General features: G+C 59.4%; 14 protein-coding genes and 1 other RNA gene. 10 read left to right on the top strand and 5 right to left on the bottom strand.

Going from position 1 to position 14,829, the window contains the following annotated elements:
• Positions 1-75: 75 nt before the first annotated feature.
• Together gap and tkt are read right to left on the bottom strand one after the other, a co-directional pair.
• Positions 76-1,086 (bottom strand): type I glyceraldehyde-3-phosphate dehydrogenase, encoded by a 1,011-nt coding sequence (gene gap / locus WDZ78_RS02950; RefSeq protein ID WP_003511409.1) that lies wholly within the window; start codon positions 1,084-1,086, stop codon positions 76-78.
• Positions 1,087-1,148: 62 nt separating this feature from the next.
• A complete protein-coding gene (gene tkt / locus WDZ78_RS02945) occupies positions 1,149-3,131 on the bottom strand; it encodes a transketolase (RefSeq protein ID WP_026364041.1) in 1,983 nt (660 codons plus the stop codon).
• 325 nt (positions 3,132-3,456) lie between these two features.
• Here tkt and WDZ78_RS02940 point away from each other — a divergent pair, with 325 nt between their 5' ends.
• The 7 genes from WDZ78_RS02940 (at position 3,457) to WDZ78_RS02910 (ending at position 8,416) form a co-directional block, all read left to right on the top strand.
• Complete coding sequence (locus WDZ78_RS02940) at positions 3,457-3,729, top strand: DUF4164 domain-containing protein (RefSeq protein ID WP_003506205.1); 273 nt, start codon at positions 3,457-3,459, stop codon at positions 3,727-3,729.
• Positions 3,730-3,739: 10 nt separating this feature from the next.
• Positions 3,740-4,117, top strand: a complete 378-nt coding sequence (locus WDZ78_RS02935; RefSeq protein WP_003506206.1) for a cell division protein ZapA — start codon at positions 3,740-3,742, stop codon at positions 4,115-4,117.
• Between the two features lie 79 nt (positions 4,118-4,196).
• Positions 4,197-4,355, top strand: a non-coding RNA gene (gene ssrS, locus WDZ78_RS02930) — 6S RNA.
• A gap of 229 nt (positions 4,356-4,584) precedes the next feature.
• Positions 4,585-5,847: a hemolysin family protein gene (locus tag WDZ78_RS02925; protein ID WP_020012220.1), complete on the top strand. Its 1,263-nt coding sequence runs from the start codon at positions 4,585-4,587 to the stop codon at positions 5,845-5,847.
• Entirely contained in the window at positions 5,847-6,464 is a 618-nt protein-coding gene (locus WDZ78_RS02920; RefSeq protein ID WP_425672275.1) for a 5-formyltetrahydrofolate cyclo-ligase, read from the top strand. The genes WDZ78_RS02925 and WDZ78_RS02920 overlap by 1 nt, the downstream gene beginning before the upstream one ends.
• A gap of 170 nt (positions 6,465-6,634) precedes the next feature.
• Entirely contained in the window at positions 6,635-7,459 is an 825-nt protein-coding gene (locus WDZ78_RS02915) for a TIGR00282 family metallophosphoesterase (RefSeq protein ID WP_020012218.1), read from the top strand.
• A gap of 114 nt (positions 7,460-7,573) precedes the next feature.
• Positions 7,574-8,416 carry an MBL fold metallo-hydrolase gene (locus WDZ78_RS02910; protein ID WP_020012217.1) on the top strand — a complete coding sequence of 281 codons (843 nt, stop codon included), beginning with the start codon at positions 7,574-7,576 and terminating at the stop codon, positions 8,414-8,416.
• A 38-nt stretch (positions 8,417-8,454) separates the two neighbouring features.
• Here the strand turns inward: WDZ78_RS02910 and WDZ78_RS02905 are convergent, their stop codons facing one another.
• On the bottom strand, positions 8,455-8,958 hold the full coding sequence (locus tag WDZ78_RS02905) for a pyridoxamine 5'-phosphate oxidase family protein (protein ID WP_020012216.1): 504 nt from the start codon (positions 8,956-8,958) through the stop codon (positions 8,455-8,457).
• 196 nt (positions 8,959-9,154) lie between these two features.
• On the opposite strand from WDZ78_RS02905, the gene WDZ78_RS02900 reads away from it, so the two are divergent.
• Positions 9,155-9,901 (top strand): YebC/PmpR family DNA-binding transcriptional regulator, encoded by a 747-nt coding sequence (locus WDZ78_RS02900; protein WP_425672274.1) that lies wholly within the window; start codon positions 9,155-9,157, stop codon positions 9,899-9,901.
• A gap of 52 nt (positions 9,902-9,953) precedes the next feature.
• Here WDZ78_RS02900 and WDZ78_RS02895 read toward each other — a convergent pair whose 3' ends face one another.
• Both WDZ78_RS02895 and WDZ78_RS02890 read right to left on the bottom strand, forming a co-directional pair.
• On the bottom strand, positions 9,954-10,955 hold the full coding sequence (locus WDZ78_RS02895; RefSeq protein WP_425672273.1) for an LLM class flavin-dependent oxidoreductase: 1,002 nt from the start codon (positions 10,953-10,955) through the stop codon (positions 9,954-9,956).
• Between the two features lie 144 nt (positions 10,956-11,099).
• Positions 11,100-13,409, bottom strand: coding sequence for a methyl-accepting chemotaxis protein (locus tag WDZ78_RS02890; protein WP_425672272.1), 2,310 nt, complete (start codon positions 13,407-13,409; stop codon positions 11,100-11,102).
• Positions 13,410-13,656: 247 nt separating this feature from the next.
• Between WDZ78_RS02890 and ruvC the strand changes: the two genes are divergently transcribed.
• Together ruvC and ruvA are read left to right on the top strand one after the other, a co-directional pair.
• A complete protein-coding gene (gene ruvC, locus WDZ78_RS02885) occupies positions 13,657-14,169 on the top strand; it encodes a crossover junction endodeoxyribonuclease RuvC (RefSeq protein ID WP_003506222.1) in 513 nt (170 codons plus the stop codon).
• A gap of 32 nt (positions 14,170-14,201) precedes the next feature.
• Positions 14,202-14,819 carry a Holliday junction branch migration protein RuvA gene (ruvA, locus tag WDZ78_RS02880; RefSeq protein WP_003506224.1) on the top strand — a complete coding sequence of 206 codons (618 nt, stop codon included), beginning with the start codon at positions 14,202-14,204 and terminating at the stop codon, positions 14,817-14,819.
• Positions 14,820-14,829 lie beyond the last annotated feature (10 nt).

Below are 14,829 nucleotides of genomic sequence, written 5' to 3'. Positions count from 1 at the left end.
TTCCCGTCGGCATTTTTACAAATAAAAAGCCGGCAGGATTGCTCCTGCCGGCTTTTTGATCGAACTGAGTTCCGCTTAGATGGTCTTCGCGAATGCGACGGCCGTGTCCGACATGCGGTTGGAGAAGCCCCACTCGTTGTCGTACCAGGACAGAACGCGCACGAACTTGCCTTCCATGACTTTCGTCTGGTCGATCGCGAAGATCGAGGAATGGCTGTCATGGTTGAAGTCGCGGGAGACCAGCGGCTCTTCGGTGTAGCCAAGGATGCCCTTCAGCTTGCCGTTGGATGCGGACTTGATCGCTTCGTTGACTTCCTCAACCGTCGTGTCGCGCTTGGCGATGAACTTGAAGTCGACAACCGAAACGTTCGGGGTCGGAACGCGGATCGACGTGCCGTCCAGCTTGCCCTTGAGGTGCGGCAGAACGAGGCCAACGGCCTTGGCTGCGCCCGTCGAGGTCGGGATCATGGACAGGGCTGCGGCGCGGGCGCGGTACAGATCCTTGTGCATGGTGTCCAGCGTCGGCTGGTCGCCGGTGTAGGAGTGGATCGTGGTCATGAAGCCATGATCGATGCCAACGACGTCATCGAGAACCTTCACAACCGGCACGAGGCAGTTGGTGGTGCAGGACGCGTTGGAAATGACCAGATGGTCCTTCGTCAGCTGATCGTCGTTGACGCCGAAGACGACCGTGAGGTCTGCGCCGTCAGCAGGAGCCGAAACGATGACGCGCTTGGCGCCTGCCGTCAGGTGTGCTGCCGCCTTGTCGCGGGCGGTGAAGATACCCGTGCATTCGAGCGCGATATCAACGCCGAGTTCCTTGTGCGGCAGCGTTGCCGGATCGCGAACGGCCGTCACCTTGATCGGCTTGCCGCCGCCAACGATGATCGTGTCGCCTTCGACCTTCACGTCGGCAGGGAACTTGCCGTGGATCGAATCGTAGCGCAGCAGATGGGCGTTGGTTTCAACCGGGCCGAGGTCGTTGATGGCAACGACTTCGATATCGGTGCGGCCGGATTCGACGATGGCGCGCAGAACATTGCGGCCGATGCGGCCAAAGCCGTTAATGGCAACTTTTACAGTCATTTACAGTCTCCCGAACAAGATATGTGCTTGGTCTTTGTGGAATGTGAGGGCTTGGGAAGCCCTCATGCAAGTTTTGCCTCGACTGCGGCGACAACGGCTTCCGCCGTGATGCCGAAGTGCTTGAAGAGATCCTTCGCCGGTGCGGATGCACCGAAGGAATGCATGCCGACGAATGCGCCGTCGGAGCCGATGAAATAATCCCAGCCCTGGCGGATGGCGGCTTCGACTGCGATCTTGACCGGAGCCTTGCCGATGATGGCGTTGCGGTAGGTTTCCGGCTGTTCCTTGAAAAGCTCGAAGCAGGGAACGGAAACGACGCGGGCGGAAACGCCGTTGTCCTTCAGCATCGCGGCGGCCTTGAGCGCCACTTCAACTTCCGAACCGGACGCGAAGATCGAAACCTTGGCGTCGCTTGCGGATACGAGTTCGTAAGCGCCGTAAGCGGAAAGGTTCTTCTCTTCATATTCCTTGCGCGAGGGCGCAAGGTTCTGGCGGGTGAGCGCCAGCGCAGACGGACGATGCTTTTGCTCAAGCGCCAGCTGCCAGCATTCCGCCGTCTCGGTTTCATCCGCCGGGCGGAAGAGGAGAAGGTTCGGAATGGCGCGCAGCGCTGCGATCTGCTCCACCGGCTGGTGGGTCGGGCCGTCTTCGCCGACACCGATGGAATCATGCGTCAGGACGTGCACGACGCGGATGCCCATGAGTGCGGCAAGGCGGATCGACGGACGGCAATAATCCGAGAAGATCAGGAAGCCGCCGGCATAGGGGATGAGACCGCCATGCAGCGCGATGCCGTTCATCGCCGCCGCCATGCCGTGCTCGCGGATACCGTAATGCAGGTAACGACCGGAGAAGTCCGTCGGCGTGATGGACTTCATTTGGCTGGTCTTGGTGTTGTTGGACGGCGTCAGGTCAGCCGAACCGCCGACCATTTCCGGCAGGATGCCGTTGATGACTTCAAGCGAGTCTTCAGAAGCCTTGCGGGTGGCGACGGTCGGGTTGTTTTCGATGATCTTCTTCTTGAAGGCATCGATCGCGCTGTCGAAGTTGCCGGGCAGGTCGCCGGCGAAACGGCGCTTGAACTCGGCCTTCTTGCCGGCTTCGGTCGCTTCGAGGCGGGCTTCCCAGTCCTGGCGGGCCTTGGTGGAGCGCAGGCCGGCGAGGCGCCATGCATCGAGCACATCTTCCGGAATGACGAAAGCTTCGGCTTCCCAGTTGAGGCTCTTGCGGGCGGCGGCGATTTCTTCGGCGCCGAGCGGGTTGCCGTGGACCTTGTGGGTGCCCTGCTTGTTGGGCGCGCCGAAACCGATCACGGTCTTGCAGGCGATGAAGGTCGGCCGGTCGGATTTCTGTGCGGCTTCGATGGCGGCTGCAATCGCATCCGGATCATGGCCGTCGACGCGGATGGTGTTCCAGTGCACGGCCTGGAAGCGGGCGATCTGGTCGGTGCTGTCGGAAAGGCCAACTTCACCGTCGATGGTGATGTTGTTGTCGTCCCAGAACAGAACGAGCTTGTTGAGCTTCAGATGCCCGGCAAGCGCGATGGCTTCGTGGCTGATGCCTTCCATGAGGCAGCCGTCGCCGCACAGCACGTAGGTGAAGTGGCTCTGCAGGTCGGAGCCGAATTCCTCTTCCAGCTTGCGCTCAGCGATAGCCATGCCGACGGCATTGGCGATGCCCTGGCCGAGCGGGCCGGTGGTCGTTTCGATGCCGGTCGCATGGCCATATTCGGGGTGGCCGGCGGTTTTGGAACCGAACTGACGGAAGCGCTTGATCTCGTCGATCGTCATGTCCTCGTAGCCCGTCAAATAGAGCAGCGAGTAAAGCAGCATCGAACCATGGCCTGCCGACAGCACGAAGCGGTCACGGTCAGCCCAGAGCGGCGCCTTGGGATCGAATTTCAGGTAACGGGTGAAAAGAACGGTGGCGACATCGGCGGCGCCCATCGGCAGTCCGGGATGGCCGGAATTGGCCTTCTCCACTGCATCCATGGCAAGAAAGCGGATCGCATTGGCCATCCGGTTGTGTTTGTCGCGAGAAATCATGGCTTTTCCGTCTGTTTCCGGGTGAAAGGAGATAGTTTTACGCAACTATCCAAAAAGCGGGTTGATCCATAGCAGGTGAGGCAGGCAAGTCAATAAATCCACGGGCGTTTGCGGTTCCCTCAGGGAGAAAAAATCGTTTAGAAAATCGGGCATCCTGACAAAATCCATGCGATATGTGCCGCTGCTCCTTCGTTCATCCACAGAGCAAAACGCCTCAATGCACTGGTTTGATTGACGGGATGGTAAATCGGGTAATAACCTCGTGATTGTTGAAAAGGCCTGAAACCGGACGATTCGGCCGGTTGCGTGCGAGTTGGAAAAAACGATGTCGGCTGAGAAGACCGTACAATCTGCGCTGACGGAGCTGAATGCTGCCATCACAAATCTCGAAAATGCCATCGATATGCGTATCGAGCGGCAAAGGGAGACGGGCGAGATCGATAATGAGGTCAAGCGGGTTCATGTTGACCGCGCAAGGCTCGCGCATGAGCTGGATCAGGCCGAATTTCGCGCCAATCGTCTTGAAGAAGTCAACCGCGAGGTTTCCCGCCGGCTGGTAACGGCCATGGAGACGATCCGCGCGGTGCTGGATCGATAGGAGCGGGCTCATGGCGCAAGTCACAGTTATGATCGACGGCAAGGCGTATCGCATGGCGTGCGAGGCGGGGCAGGAAGACCATCTGACCGATCTCGCAACCAGGTTCGACCGGTATGTCGGGCACCTCAAGAGCCAGTTCGGCGAAATAGGCGATCTGCGCCTCACCGTCATGGCCGGCATCATGGTGATGGACGAGCTTTCCGAACTCAACCGCAAGATCGAGAAGCTGGAAGGAGAGGTCGCATCCCTTTCCCGCAACCGTGACGGCATGGCCGAGCACAGGGCGAAATCGGATGAAGTCGTGGCGCTCGCCATCGGTGATCTGGCCGACCGCCTGAACGGTATTACCGAAAAACTGCTGGCGCGGCCGAAGCCCGCGGCGCATTGACGGCGCAAAGAGTTCTAAGGCGGCAAAATTTCGCTCGTTGCCCTCTGGCGGTTTCCCCTGATCCGTCCTATATCTTGGATGCGTTCTGCGCTTCCCGACAGGAACCACAATCCCTGGGGCCATACTCGATCCAAAGGGAGCTGTCCCTGGCCAGTCCCGTGGGACTGGACACACGGCGCCCACCTACTTTTGTAGGCACCCAGGATCGTAAATCTCCATCGGTCGCCGTGGATCGCGCTTGAAGTTTCGTATCAACCCCGATGCTTCACCATATCCTTGATATATTCGACAGTGATTTTTCATAACTGCCGGACGCGGCTTTTTTATATTGCCGTCATTGCAATGGCGGAACAATTCCCTATTATCCGGATTGGTATGTCTGTCATGCCCTTTAAAAAAGGGCGCTGCGGTCAAAACCGCGACGTGCCGTTCAACAGCCCAAAGAGCTAAACTTGTTTACTGAAATTATGATCGTGGTCCTGCTCACCGTATTGAACGGTGTGCTTGCCATGTCCGAGCTTGCCGTTGTCTCCTCCAGACCGGCGAGGCTCAAGGTGCTTGCCACGCAAGGCAGCAAGGGCGCCACACAGGCGCTCAGCCTTTCTGAAAATCCCGGACGCTTTCTTTCCACAGTGCAGATCGGCATCACGCTGGTCGGCGTCCTTTCCGGTGCTTTTTCCGGTGCCACGCTCGGTGCCCGCTTCACGGCGTGGCTGCTGGAACAGGGTGTTCCCGACCGTGCCGCCGATGCGCTTGGCGTCGGCTCGGTTGTCGTCGCCATTACCTATCTGTCGCTGATCGTCGGCGAACTGGTGCCCAAGCAGATTGCGCTGCGCGATCCCGAAAAGGTCGCCGCCCGCGTCGCACCCACCATGATGCTGCTGTCCAAGGTCGGCGCGCCGCTGGTATGGCTGCTCGACAAGTCGGGCAAGACGGTTCTTGCCCTTCTCGGCCACAGCGGCGAGTCCAACGCATCGGTCACGGACGATGAAATCCGCACGGTTCTGGCAGAAGCCCATAGCGCCGGCGTGATCGAGACCGAGGAATCGGCGATGATCACAAGCGTCATGCGCCTTGCCGACCGCAATGCGCGTGGCCTGATGACGCCGCGTCGTGATGTGGAAGTGGTCGATATCGAAGACAGCGCCGAGGAAATCCGCGAGCAGCTTCGCCAGACGCAGCGTTCGCGCCTGCCGGTGCGTAACGGCGCTTCGGATGAGATTCTCGGCGTGCTTTTCGCCAAGGATGCTTTCGATGCGCTGGCCTCCGGCAAGGAGCTCAATATTCGTGAGCTTCTGCGCGAAGTTCCTGTCGTATCGGATTTGACGAGTGCGGTGGACGTCATCCAGTCGCTGCGTCGCTCCACCGTGCACATGGTGCTGGTCTACGACGAATACGGCCATTTCGAAGGTATCGTCAGCTCCGGCGACGTTCTGGAGGCCATCACCGGCGCATTCCAGGAAGACAATGACGAGGAGCCGGCCATTGTCGAGCGCGAGGACGGTTCCTTCCTTGTCGCCGGCTGGATGCCCGCCGATGAGTTCGCTTATCGCATGGGCTTCAAGATCGACGAGGATGCCGAGTTCGAAACCGTTGCCGGTCTGGTTCTGGACGAGTTCCGTCGCCTGCCGGAACTGGGCGAGCACGTCACCCGCAACGGCTGGCGTTTTGAAGTCATCGACCTCGACGGTCATCGCATCGACAAGGTTCTCGTGAGCCGGGCTGCCTGATGTCCGGCGACGTTGCCGAAAAAGCGAGACTGCGCGGCGAAAGGCTCGCCGCGCGCGATGCGCTGACGCCGACGGAGCGGCAGCAGAAGAGTCAGTCTATAACGGCACATGGCGCCTCCGACATTGCCTTTGCGCGTGGCGCCGTGATTTCCGGCTTCATGCCGATCCGATCCGAGGCCGATACACGGCCGCTGATGGAAGCATTGCGTGAGCGGGGCGGGCGTCTCGTCCTTCCCGTTGTGCTGGATCGTGAAACCATCGTCTTCCGTTGCTTCGAGGCGGATACGCCGTTGGTGAAGACCGGCTTCGGCACGACCGGTCCGGGCGAGGATGCGGAGGTTCTCGATCCGGATATTCTGCTCGTGCCTCTCTCGGTCTTCGATGGGCGAGGGCAGCGGGTCGGTTATGGCGCGGGCCATTACGACCGCGCGATTGCACGGTTACACGCGAGAGGCAAACAGCCAGTTCTCATCGGCGTCGCCTTTGATTGTCAGGAAGTGCCATCCGTACCGGCGGAGCCGCATGATGTCTCGCTTCACGCCATTCTGACGGAAAGCGGCCTGCGCTGGTTTTCCGCTCCGTTGTCGAGCTCCGATCGTGGACAAAAGGCGCTTTAGCACTTTTTAAAAGACGGATTACCCGTTAGAGGGTTTCCGTTTTTGAATGGCCTAGACCCTCTAACTCTTTGTTTTGTCGCATTTCCGGACGGAAAACCGGGTTCCACTTTTCCTGGAAATGCTCTAGAGGGGACGAAATCTAGAAACATGCGCAAGATCGGGGCGGGTGAATGAGGCTTCTTTTTCTCGGAGATATGGTTGGCAAGACCGGACGCACGGCTGTCTGGGAACGATTGCCGGGGCTGATTTCCGATCTGAAGCTCGATTTTGTGATCGTCAATGGTGAAAACGCCGCCGGCGGCTTCGGTATCACCGAAGATATCTATCTCGAGACCATCAATGCCGGCGCCGATGTCGTCACGACCGGCAACCATGTCTGGGACCAGAAGGAAGCGGTTTCCTTCTGCGAGCGTCATGACCAGTTCCTGCGGCCCGCCAATTATCCTGACGGTACGCCGGGCAAGGGTTCGGGCATTTTTTATGCTCGCAACGGCGCACGCATATTGGTCGCCAACATCATGGGGCGGGTCTTCATGCATCCGGAACTGGACGATCCCTTCAAGTCCGCGGAAAACATTCTTGCCGCCTGTCCGCTGAAGGAACAGGCCGACGCCATCATCTTCGATTTCCATGCGGAAGCGACGAGTGAAAAACAGTGTTTCGGCCATTTCGTGGATGGCCGCGCGAGCTTCGTTGTCGGCACCCATACCCATGTCCCGACGGCGGATGCGCAGATTCTTAATGGCGGCACGGCCTATATGTCGGATGCCGGCATGTGCGGCGATTATGACAGCTCGCTTGGAATGGAAAAGGAAGAGCCGATCAACCGCTTCATTTCCAAAATGCCGAAGGGCCGTTTCGAGGCTGCCAGCGGACCGGCGACGATCTGCGGCGTCGGCGTCGAAATCTCCGACCGCACCGGGCTTGCAGAAAAGATCGCGCCGCTACGCATCGGTCCCCGGCTCTCGGAGACCCTGCCCTCCTTCTGGGCGTGATCTCTCCCTGAAGCGTTCACAATGACGAGAGTGTGAGCCTTCCGGCACTCTTGTAACTGGACGCTCCGCAAAACCTGCCTCATCCTCCCACCCTTCGCAAGTTCAGGGAGTGGCATGATGCTGCGCGTGCTAATGCTTGCAATATCGGGGCTGATCGCCTCATCAGGAGCGGCCTTCTCCCAGACGGAAAGCCGCCCGCCCATCAGTCAATGCCAGGCGATAGCCAGCAACATTCCCGGCGTCATGTTTGCGAGCTTCAATCCGCCGGGTGTTCAATTGGCTCAGGCGGCGGCGAAGGAAGAGGTGAAGATCAGCTTCATCGGCCATTCCACCTATCTGATCGAAAGCCCCGGCGGGGTAACGATCGCCACGGACTATAACGGCGTCTATCGCCCGCCCGTCATGCCGACGGTCGTAACGATGAACCGGGCGCATTCGACCCACTTCACCCTTAGTCCGGACCCTGCCATCCAATATGTGCTGCATGGCTGGAGCGATACGCCGGGAGAAAAGGCCGAACACAAGGTTCTGGTAGGCGATGTCTATATTCGCAATGTCGCAACCGATATCCGCAACCGCTGGGGCGATTACGAATCCTTTCAGGAAAACGGCAATTCCATCTTCATCTTCGAAGTTGCGGGCCTGTGCATCGGTCATCTCGGCCATCTGCATCATGAGTTGACGGATACGCATTATGCCGAAATCGGCCGCCTCGACGTGCTGATGGTGCCGGTGGATGGCGGCTTGACAATGGGCGCCGACAGCATGAGCCGGGTGGTCAAGCGCCTGCGCTCCGCGCTGATTTTGCCGATGCATCGTACCGGGCCGCCGCTGGAGCAGTTTCTCACAATGTTCGGCGAAAGTTTCCGCATTGCCTATGCGACCGACCCGGTGATCCGGGTTTCGATGAGAAACCTTCCCCGCCAGCCGCAGATACTCGTGCCGAAAGGCATGTAGCATGGCGATGGGCGAGGAAAGACGGTTGGAGATGTTGATCAGGCAAAGTTGAGATGCTGGCGAACGCCGACATCCGGCGTCTTGTCATCCGACATGTTCGCCTTGGCGATTTCCCAGCCGAATTTGAGCGTGCTGTCCGTCGAAGCCCAGATATCGGCATCATCGACATGCAACGCCAGCATTGTCAGTTGCGGATCGCTCTTGCCATGCTCGTACCAGGCGGCCGTGACGGAATTCCAATATTCGTCGATCTTGGTTTTGTCGTCGCGTACTTCAAGAACGCCTGAAAGGCAGGCATGGTAGTCATGGTCCTTGCCCACCACGCAGAAATGCGCCCGGGAACCGGATTTCAGTGACTTCACCAGATCGGTGTCTTTTTTGGAGAAGAACCAGATCGTGTTGGTCTTGGGATCAGCATGAGGCGCCATGGGCTGCATGTGATTGTGCAGGCCTTCAAGACCGAGCATGCCGGCGTGGACGGAGTTGATCTCGTCCCAGAGCTGACGGGCCGGGGCTTCTCTTGCTTCAGTCAGGCTGACCATATGTTTTCTCCTTCCGGTCTGATGCTGCGATGGAGAGAAATCATGTGCCCTTCCGCCGCGTTCATGATCAGAACGAAGAGCGGATAAATCAGTTCCTTCTGATGTTGCGGCAAGAGAAAGCGCGTGCGGGGTTGAATGGCGCGGCTATCGCACTTATAAGGCCCGCAATCTCCAAATTACGACAATCAGGTTTTCCATGGCTGGTCATTCACAGTTCAAGAACATCATGCACCGCAAGGGCAAGCAGGACTCCGTACGGTCCAAAATGTTTTCCAAGCTTGCACGCGAAATCACCGTTGCGGCAAAGACGGGCATGCCCGACCCGAACATGAACCCGCGCCTGCGTCTGGCGATCCAGAACGCCAAGGCTCAGTCCATGCCGAAGGACAATATCGAGCGCGCGATCAAGAAGGCCTCCGGCGCGGACGGCGAAAACTATGATGAAGTCCGCTACGAGGGTTACGGCCCGGGTGGCGTTGCCGTCATCGTCGAAGCCCTGACCGACAACCGCAACCGCACCGCCTCCAACGTGCGCTCCATCTTCACCAAGGCCGGTGGTGCTCTTGGCGAAACCGGTTCGGTGTCCTTCTCCTTCGACCGGGTCGGCGAAATCTCTTACAAGGCTGAAGTCGGCGATGCCGACAAGGTCATGGAAGCCGCCATCGAGGCCGGTGCCGACGATGTCGAATCCAGCGAAGACGGCCACACCATCATCTGCGGTTTCGAAGCGATGAACGAGGTGTCCAAGGCGCTGGAAGGCGTGCTGGGTGAAGCCGAAAGCGTCAAGGCCATCTGGAAGCCGCAGAATACGGTGCCGGTGGATGAGGAAAAGGCGCAGTCGCTGATGAAGCTCATCGACAATCTCGAAGACGATGACGACGTACAGAACGTCTATTCCAACTTCGAAGTATCCGAAGAAATTCTCGCCAGGCTTTCCGCCTGACGTTTCAGATGTCAAAAAAGCCCCGGCAGCGATCCGCTCCGGGGCTTTTTGTTTACGCGGCCTTTTTTATGGAGGTTCGCACGTCTGCGAAAATCTCGACCGACCGCAGCCGCTTTTCGATGTCATGGATCGGCATCGAGACAATCAGCTCATCCGCCTGCGTTTCCGCAAGGAAGCCGTCGAGATGGCGTTGGATCGTCTCAGGCGAGCCGACGGCCGCGAAACGCAATGTGTGTTCGACAGAGAAACGCTCCATCTCGTTCCAGTAGTCATCCATGCTGTGCACGGGTTTCGGAAACTGCGTGCGCACATTGCGGCGCAGGTTGACGAATTGCTGCTGCGAGGAGGTGAAGAGATGCTGCGCCTCCTCATCCGTCTCTGCGCCGACACCCATTACACCCACCATCACATAGGGCTTGTCCAGCACTTCAGAGGGCTGGAAGCGCTCGCGATAGATATGGATCGCTTCCATCAGCATATCGGGCGCGAAATGCGAAGCGAAGGAATAGGGCAGGCCAAGCGCTGCGGCGAGATGCGCGCTGTAGGTGCTGGAGCCGAGCAGCCAGAGCGGCACGTTGGAATTCATGCCCGGTACGGCAAGGATCGCCTGATCCGGCTGCGGCGGACCAAGATAACGCTGGAGTTCGACGATATCGTGCGGAAAGTTTTCCGCGCCGGCATCAAGGTTGCGGCGCAGGGCTCGCGCCGTGCGCATATCGGTTCCCGGAGCGCGGCCCAGACCGAGATCAACGCGGCCGGGAAGGAGCGCTGCAAGCGTGCCGAACTGCTCGGCGATGACAAGCGGGGAATGGTTGGGCAGCATGATACCGCCGGAACCGACGCGAATATGTTTCGTGGCCGCGCCCACATGGGCAATGACGAGCGACGTTGCCGCGCTGGCAATGCCCGGCATGCCGTGATGCTCTGCCAGCCAGATGCGGTTATAGCCGTGTTCTTCGGCCTTGACCGCCATTCGGCGGGAATTTTCAAGCGCCTCGCTGACGCTCTCGCCTTCGCCGATCGGCGAAAGGTCGAGAATGGAAAAGGGTATCATCCGACGCTCCTGCAATATTTAAATCTTTGCTGCGGATGTAAGGCGCGTGTCCCGATTTACCAGTGAAGTCGCGCAGAATTGAAGGATGGTTCAAAAAAATTGGGGCCTCCGAAGAGGCCCCGGTCTTTTGCCGGCTGGCCTGTCTCAGCCCGCCCGCCTGAATTGCCTGTTCGCGCGATGTCCAGCGGCCTCGTTCTCCGGAGCCAATACGAATTGTCCGAGCCTGCCGTCCATTTCACCCGCTTCGGAAGCGAGATTGTGAATGGCGGCCGTCGTTTCTTCCACCATGGCGGCGTTCTGCTGGGTCATGGTGTCGAGGCTGGTGACGGTACTGTTGATTTCCGAAAGCGTGTGCGCTTCCTCTCGGGTAGACTCCATGATCTCTTCGATACGCGTGCTGATGGTCTGCACGTGTTTGCCGATGCCGGTCAGCGAAGCACCTGCCTTTTCCACCAGCACCACGCCCGAGGAAACCTCGTCGGTGGAGCGTTTCAGCAGGCTGGTGATCTCCTTTGCGGCGGCGGCCGAACGCTGCGCCAGTTCGCGCACTTCCTGGGCAACGACCGCAAAGCCCTTGCCTGCGTCGCCTGCGCGCGCCGCCTCCACGCCGGCATTCAGCGCCAGAAGGTTGGTCTGGAAAGCGATTTCGTCAATGACGCCGATAATCTGGTTGATCTGGCGCGACGAGGTCTGGATCGCCTCCATGGCGGCGATGGTCTGTTCCATCACGCGGCTGGATGCCGTCGCCTCCGTGCTGGCGTCGCGGGCGATCCGCGTTGCCTGTTCGGCGCGTTCGATCTGGTCGCGGACGGCTTCGGTGATCGCCTTGATAGCGCTTGCCGTTTCGGTAATGGAGGCTGCCTGCCGTTCGGTGCGTTCTGCGAGCTGGTCGGCTCCCACCCGCATTTCCTCGGAGCCGCCACGAATGGCGGCGGAATTGCCACCGATGGCCTGCATGGTTTCGCTGAGCCGGGCAAGCGCGGTGTTGAAGTTATGGCGCAGGCTTTCGAGATCTTCGGGGAAGACGGTCTCGATGCGATAGGCGAGGTTGCCGTTCGCCAGCCGGTCCAGCCCCTCATCCAGAGATTGCACGACCATTTGCAGGGCGCCTGCTTCCGCCTCCCGTTCCGCAAGATGCGCGCGCCGGGCCGTTTCGGCTTCTTCCCGTGTGCGTGATGCGGTCTCTTCAATGTCCCGCTGCAGGATGAGTTTTTCACGGAAACTGCCGAGCGTACGCGCCATGCGGCCGATCTCGTCCTTTCGATCCTGATTGCCGATCTCCGCATCGAGGCGGCCTGCAGCCACTTCGCCGGTCAGCCCGGCAAGCTTTTCCAGCGGGGCGAAGAGACGCCGTGCAAAGAAGGCCGTCGCTGCGCACATGGCGGCCAGAACGCAAAGGCCGATCACGGCAAGCGTGCCGGCAATCGAGATGGAGCCGGCGTTCAACTCGCTGCGTAGCATGCTTTCCACCGCGAGATATTTTTCGTCGGCGAAGGAGAAGGGACGGGCATAGGCATTGGCTTCGCCATCCGCGCGGTCGATCTTGGCAATGGTCATGCCCGCCGCGTTCAGGGCCTTTCCGTGGAAATCGTAGATGGCCGGATCAAGGCTGACCAGCCTTTCGCCCTCAACACCGATAGCCTTTCCATCGGCTGATATGATCGCGGATTGTTCCGAACTGCCCGCCGCGATGCCTTTCGTCAAAATCTGGCTGAAAACGCCTTCCTTGACCTGGAAGAGGACGATGCCCTTGAACGCGCCGAATTTGACAACCGGAACGCCGAAATAAATACCGGCCTCTCTCGTGGCCGCATCGATGCGCAGGCCGGAGAAACTGGTCTGCGCCACGTCGTTGACCGCCTTTTCGGCGTTCGCCGCGCCGCGGGCGAAGGCCGTACCAAGGCCGCTCTCCGCCCAGGCGCCGCCCTTGACGGTTTCCCCGAAGGCCGGTCCCTTCAGATAGGAATAATAGACCGTACCGGCGGGGTCGATGAAGAGAACATCGCTGAACGGCGTTCCCTTGATATAAGCGCCGATATCCGTCTGGGTCTTCTCATGGGTGGAGTAATAAAAGCCGCTGGGGCTTTCCGGCTTGATCAGCTTTTCCTTTTCGCCGAAGGGGTTTTCCTTGACGAAGACGCGCTGAAGTTCCGCCTTTGCGTCGCCGGAGTTTTTCTGCACGGTGGCCCAGCCGCTGCGCATGGAGACAACAGCCATCTGCAGGGATTCGATCTTGGCAATGGAATCCGCCTGTGTTTTCAGCTGCTCAAGGCGTTCCTGAAGCATGTCGCCGCGGAAAACCAGAATGCTCTCCATGGATCTCGACGCCTGCTCCTCAAGAACGCCGCTGCTGCTTTGATAGCCGAGAAGCGTCAGAGCCCCGGTCGAGATCGCCATCAGCGCCAGGAAAATCGCCAGCACTTTGGTGGATATGGAATGAAAACGGTTCAGCATGGCCGATGCAGCCCCCAATGCCGGATCAGTTCCCGCGCCATGCATGGATGGCGCCATCGGACGGCTGATATGGCGAACATGTTGTGCTGCGGATCATCATGTCCGCAGCTCCCCTTTTTTGATTTTGTGGGGAACAATGCGGTACGCGGTTTAAGCAGAGGTAAATGCTGCACTGCAAATTTGATCAATGTTGTCGTTTTGTTCACTTATCGCTGGCAGGGTCGCAGCCGGAAAGATAAGGTGCCTCATGCAAAAGACGATTCGAATCATCGGCATTGACCCCGGATTGCGGCGCACCGGATGGGGTGTTATCGAAACCCTTGGCAACAGCCTTCGGTTCGTCGCCTCCGGTACCGTGACATCGGACGGCGATATGGATCTCGCCTCCCGGCTGTGCCAGCTGCATGACGGGCTGGCTGACGTCGTGCACAGCTACCAGCCCGACGAAGCGGCGGTGGAGCAGACTTTCGTGAACAAGGATGCTGTTGCCACTCTGAAACTCGGTCAGGCGCGTGGCATCGCCATGCTGGTTCCGGCGCGGGCAGGATTGCCGGTGTTCGAATATGCGCCGAATGCGGTCAAGAAGGCCGTCATCGGCGTCGGGCACGGCGAAAAGCAGCAAATTCACATGATGCTGAAAATCCTGATGCCGAAGGCCGAATTCAAGGGTAACGATGCGGCGGACGCTCTCGCCATCGCAATCTGCCACGCGCATAATCGCGGCGGCGACAGGATGGCGCGGCTTTTGGCGGCCGGTTGAATATTTGAAGTTTCATTGCAGCGGGCGGCATCATGATCGGAAAACTGAAGGGCAGCATCGAGGAAATCGGCGCGGATTACGTGCTGGTGGATGTGCACGGCGTCTGTTACGTCGCCTATTGTTCGGCACGCACGCTGTCGAAAATCGGCTCCGTCGGTGAGGCGGTGGTGCTGTTCATCGAAACCTATGTGCGTGAAGACCAGCTGAAGCTCTTCGGCTTTCTTTCGGCGCTGGAGCGGGAATGGTTCAACCTGCTGCAGAGCGTGCAGGGTGTGGGCTCGAAAGTGGCCCTGGCCGTTCTTTCCACGCTCTCGCCCTCCGAACTCGCCAATGCCATCGCGCTACAGGACAAGGTGATGATTTCGCGTGCGCCCGGCGTCGGGCCGAAGGTGGCGGTGCGTCTTGTGACCGAACTTCGCAACAAGGCGCCCGCCTTTGCGGGAGAGGCTTCCGCCTCGATCGGGCTCAAGCAGGAGCTTGGTGAAGGCGTTGCGTCCGCGCCGGTGGCTGATGCCGTTTCCGCGCTCACCAATCTCGGCTATTCGCGCGACCAGGCCGCCAATGCGGTTGCCGCCGCGCTGAAGAATGGCGGGGAGGGCGGCGACAGCGCCAAGCTTATCCGTCTCGGGCTGAAGGAGCTTTCGCGGTAAGGACCGTCTG

Source organism: Agrobacterium sp. M50-1, from assembly GCF_049843495.1.
Lineage (GTDB): Bacteria > Pseudomonadota > Alphaproteobacteria > Rhizobiales > Rhizobiaceae > Agrobacterium > Agrobacterium radiobacter.
Note: the sequence above shows the minus strand (reverse complement) of the source record. Positions and strands in the feature narration are given on the sequence as shown.

Bases quoted from the DNA above. Each gene is read 5' to 3' on its own strand.
- tkt (WP_026364041.1), bottom strand. From the start codon at position 3,131: ATGATTTCTCGCGACAAACACAACCGGATGGCCAATGCGATCCGCTTT.
- WDZ78_RS02925 (WP_020012220.1), top strand. From the start codon at position 4,585: ATGATCGTGGTCCTGCTCACCGTATTGAACGGTGTGCTTGCCATGTCC.
- WDZ78_RS02940 (WP_003506205.1), top strand. From the start codon at position 3,457: ATGTCGGCTGAGAAGACCGTACAATCTGCGCTGACGGAGCTGAATGCT.
- WDZ78_RS02920 (WP_425672275.1), top strand. From the start codon at position 5,847: ATGTCCGGCGACGTTGCCGAAAAAGCGAGACTGCGCGGCGAAAGGCTC.
- WDZ78_RS02935 (WP_003506206.1), top strand. From the start codon at position 3,740: ATGGCGCAAGTCACAGTTATGATCGACGGCAAGGCGTATCGCATGGCG.
- ruvC (WP_003506222.1), top strand. From the start codon at position 13,657: ATGCAAAAGACGATTCGAATCATCGGCATTGACCCCGGATTGCGGCGC.
- WDZ78_RS02910 (WP_020012217.1), top strand. From the start codon at position 7,574: ATGATGCTGCGCGTGCTAATGCTTGCAATATCGGGGCTGATCGCCTCA.
- WDZ78_RS02915 (WP_020012218.1), top strand. From the start codon at position 6,635: ATGAGGCTTCTTTTTCTCGGAGATATGGTTGGCAAGACCGGACGCACG.
- WDZ78_RS02900 (WP_425672274.1), top strand. From the start codon at position 9,155: ATGGCTGGTCATTCACAGTTCAAGAACATCATGCACCGCAAGGGCAAG.
- WDZ78_RS02890 (WP_425672272.1), bottom strand. From the start codon at position 13,409: ATGCTGAACCGTTTTCATTCCATATCCACCAAAGTGCTGGCGATTTTC.
- gap (WP_003511409.1), bottom strand. From the start codon at position 1,086: ATGACTGTAAAAGTTGCCATTAACGGCTTTGGCCGCATCGGCCGCAAT.
- ruvA (WP_003506224.1), top strand. From the start codon at position 14,202: ATGATCGGAAAACTGAAGGGCAGCATCGAGGAAATCGGCGCGGATTAC.
- WDZ78_RS02895 (WP_425672273.1), bottom strand. From the start codon at position 10,955: ATGATACCCTTTTCCATTCTCGACCTTTCGCCGATCGGCGAAGGCGAG.
- WDZ78_RS02905 (WP_020012216.1), bottom strand. From the start codon at position 8,958: ATGGTCAGCCTGACTGAAGCAAGAGAAGCCCCGGCCCGTCAGCTCTGG.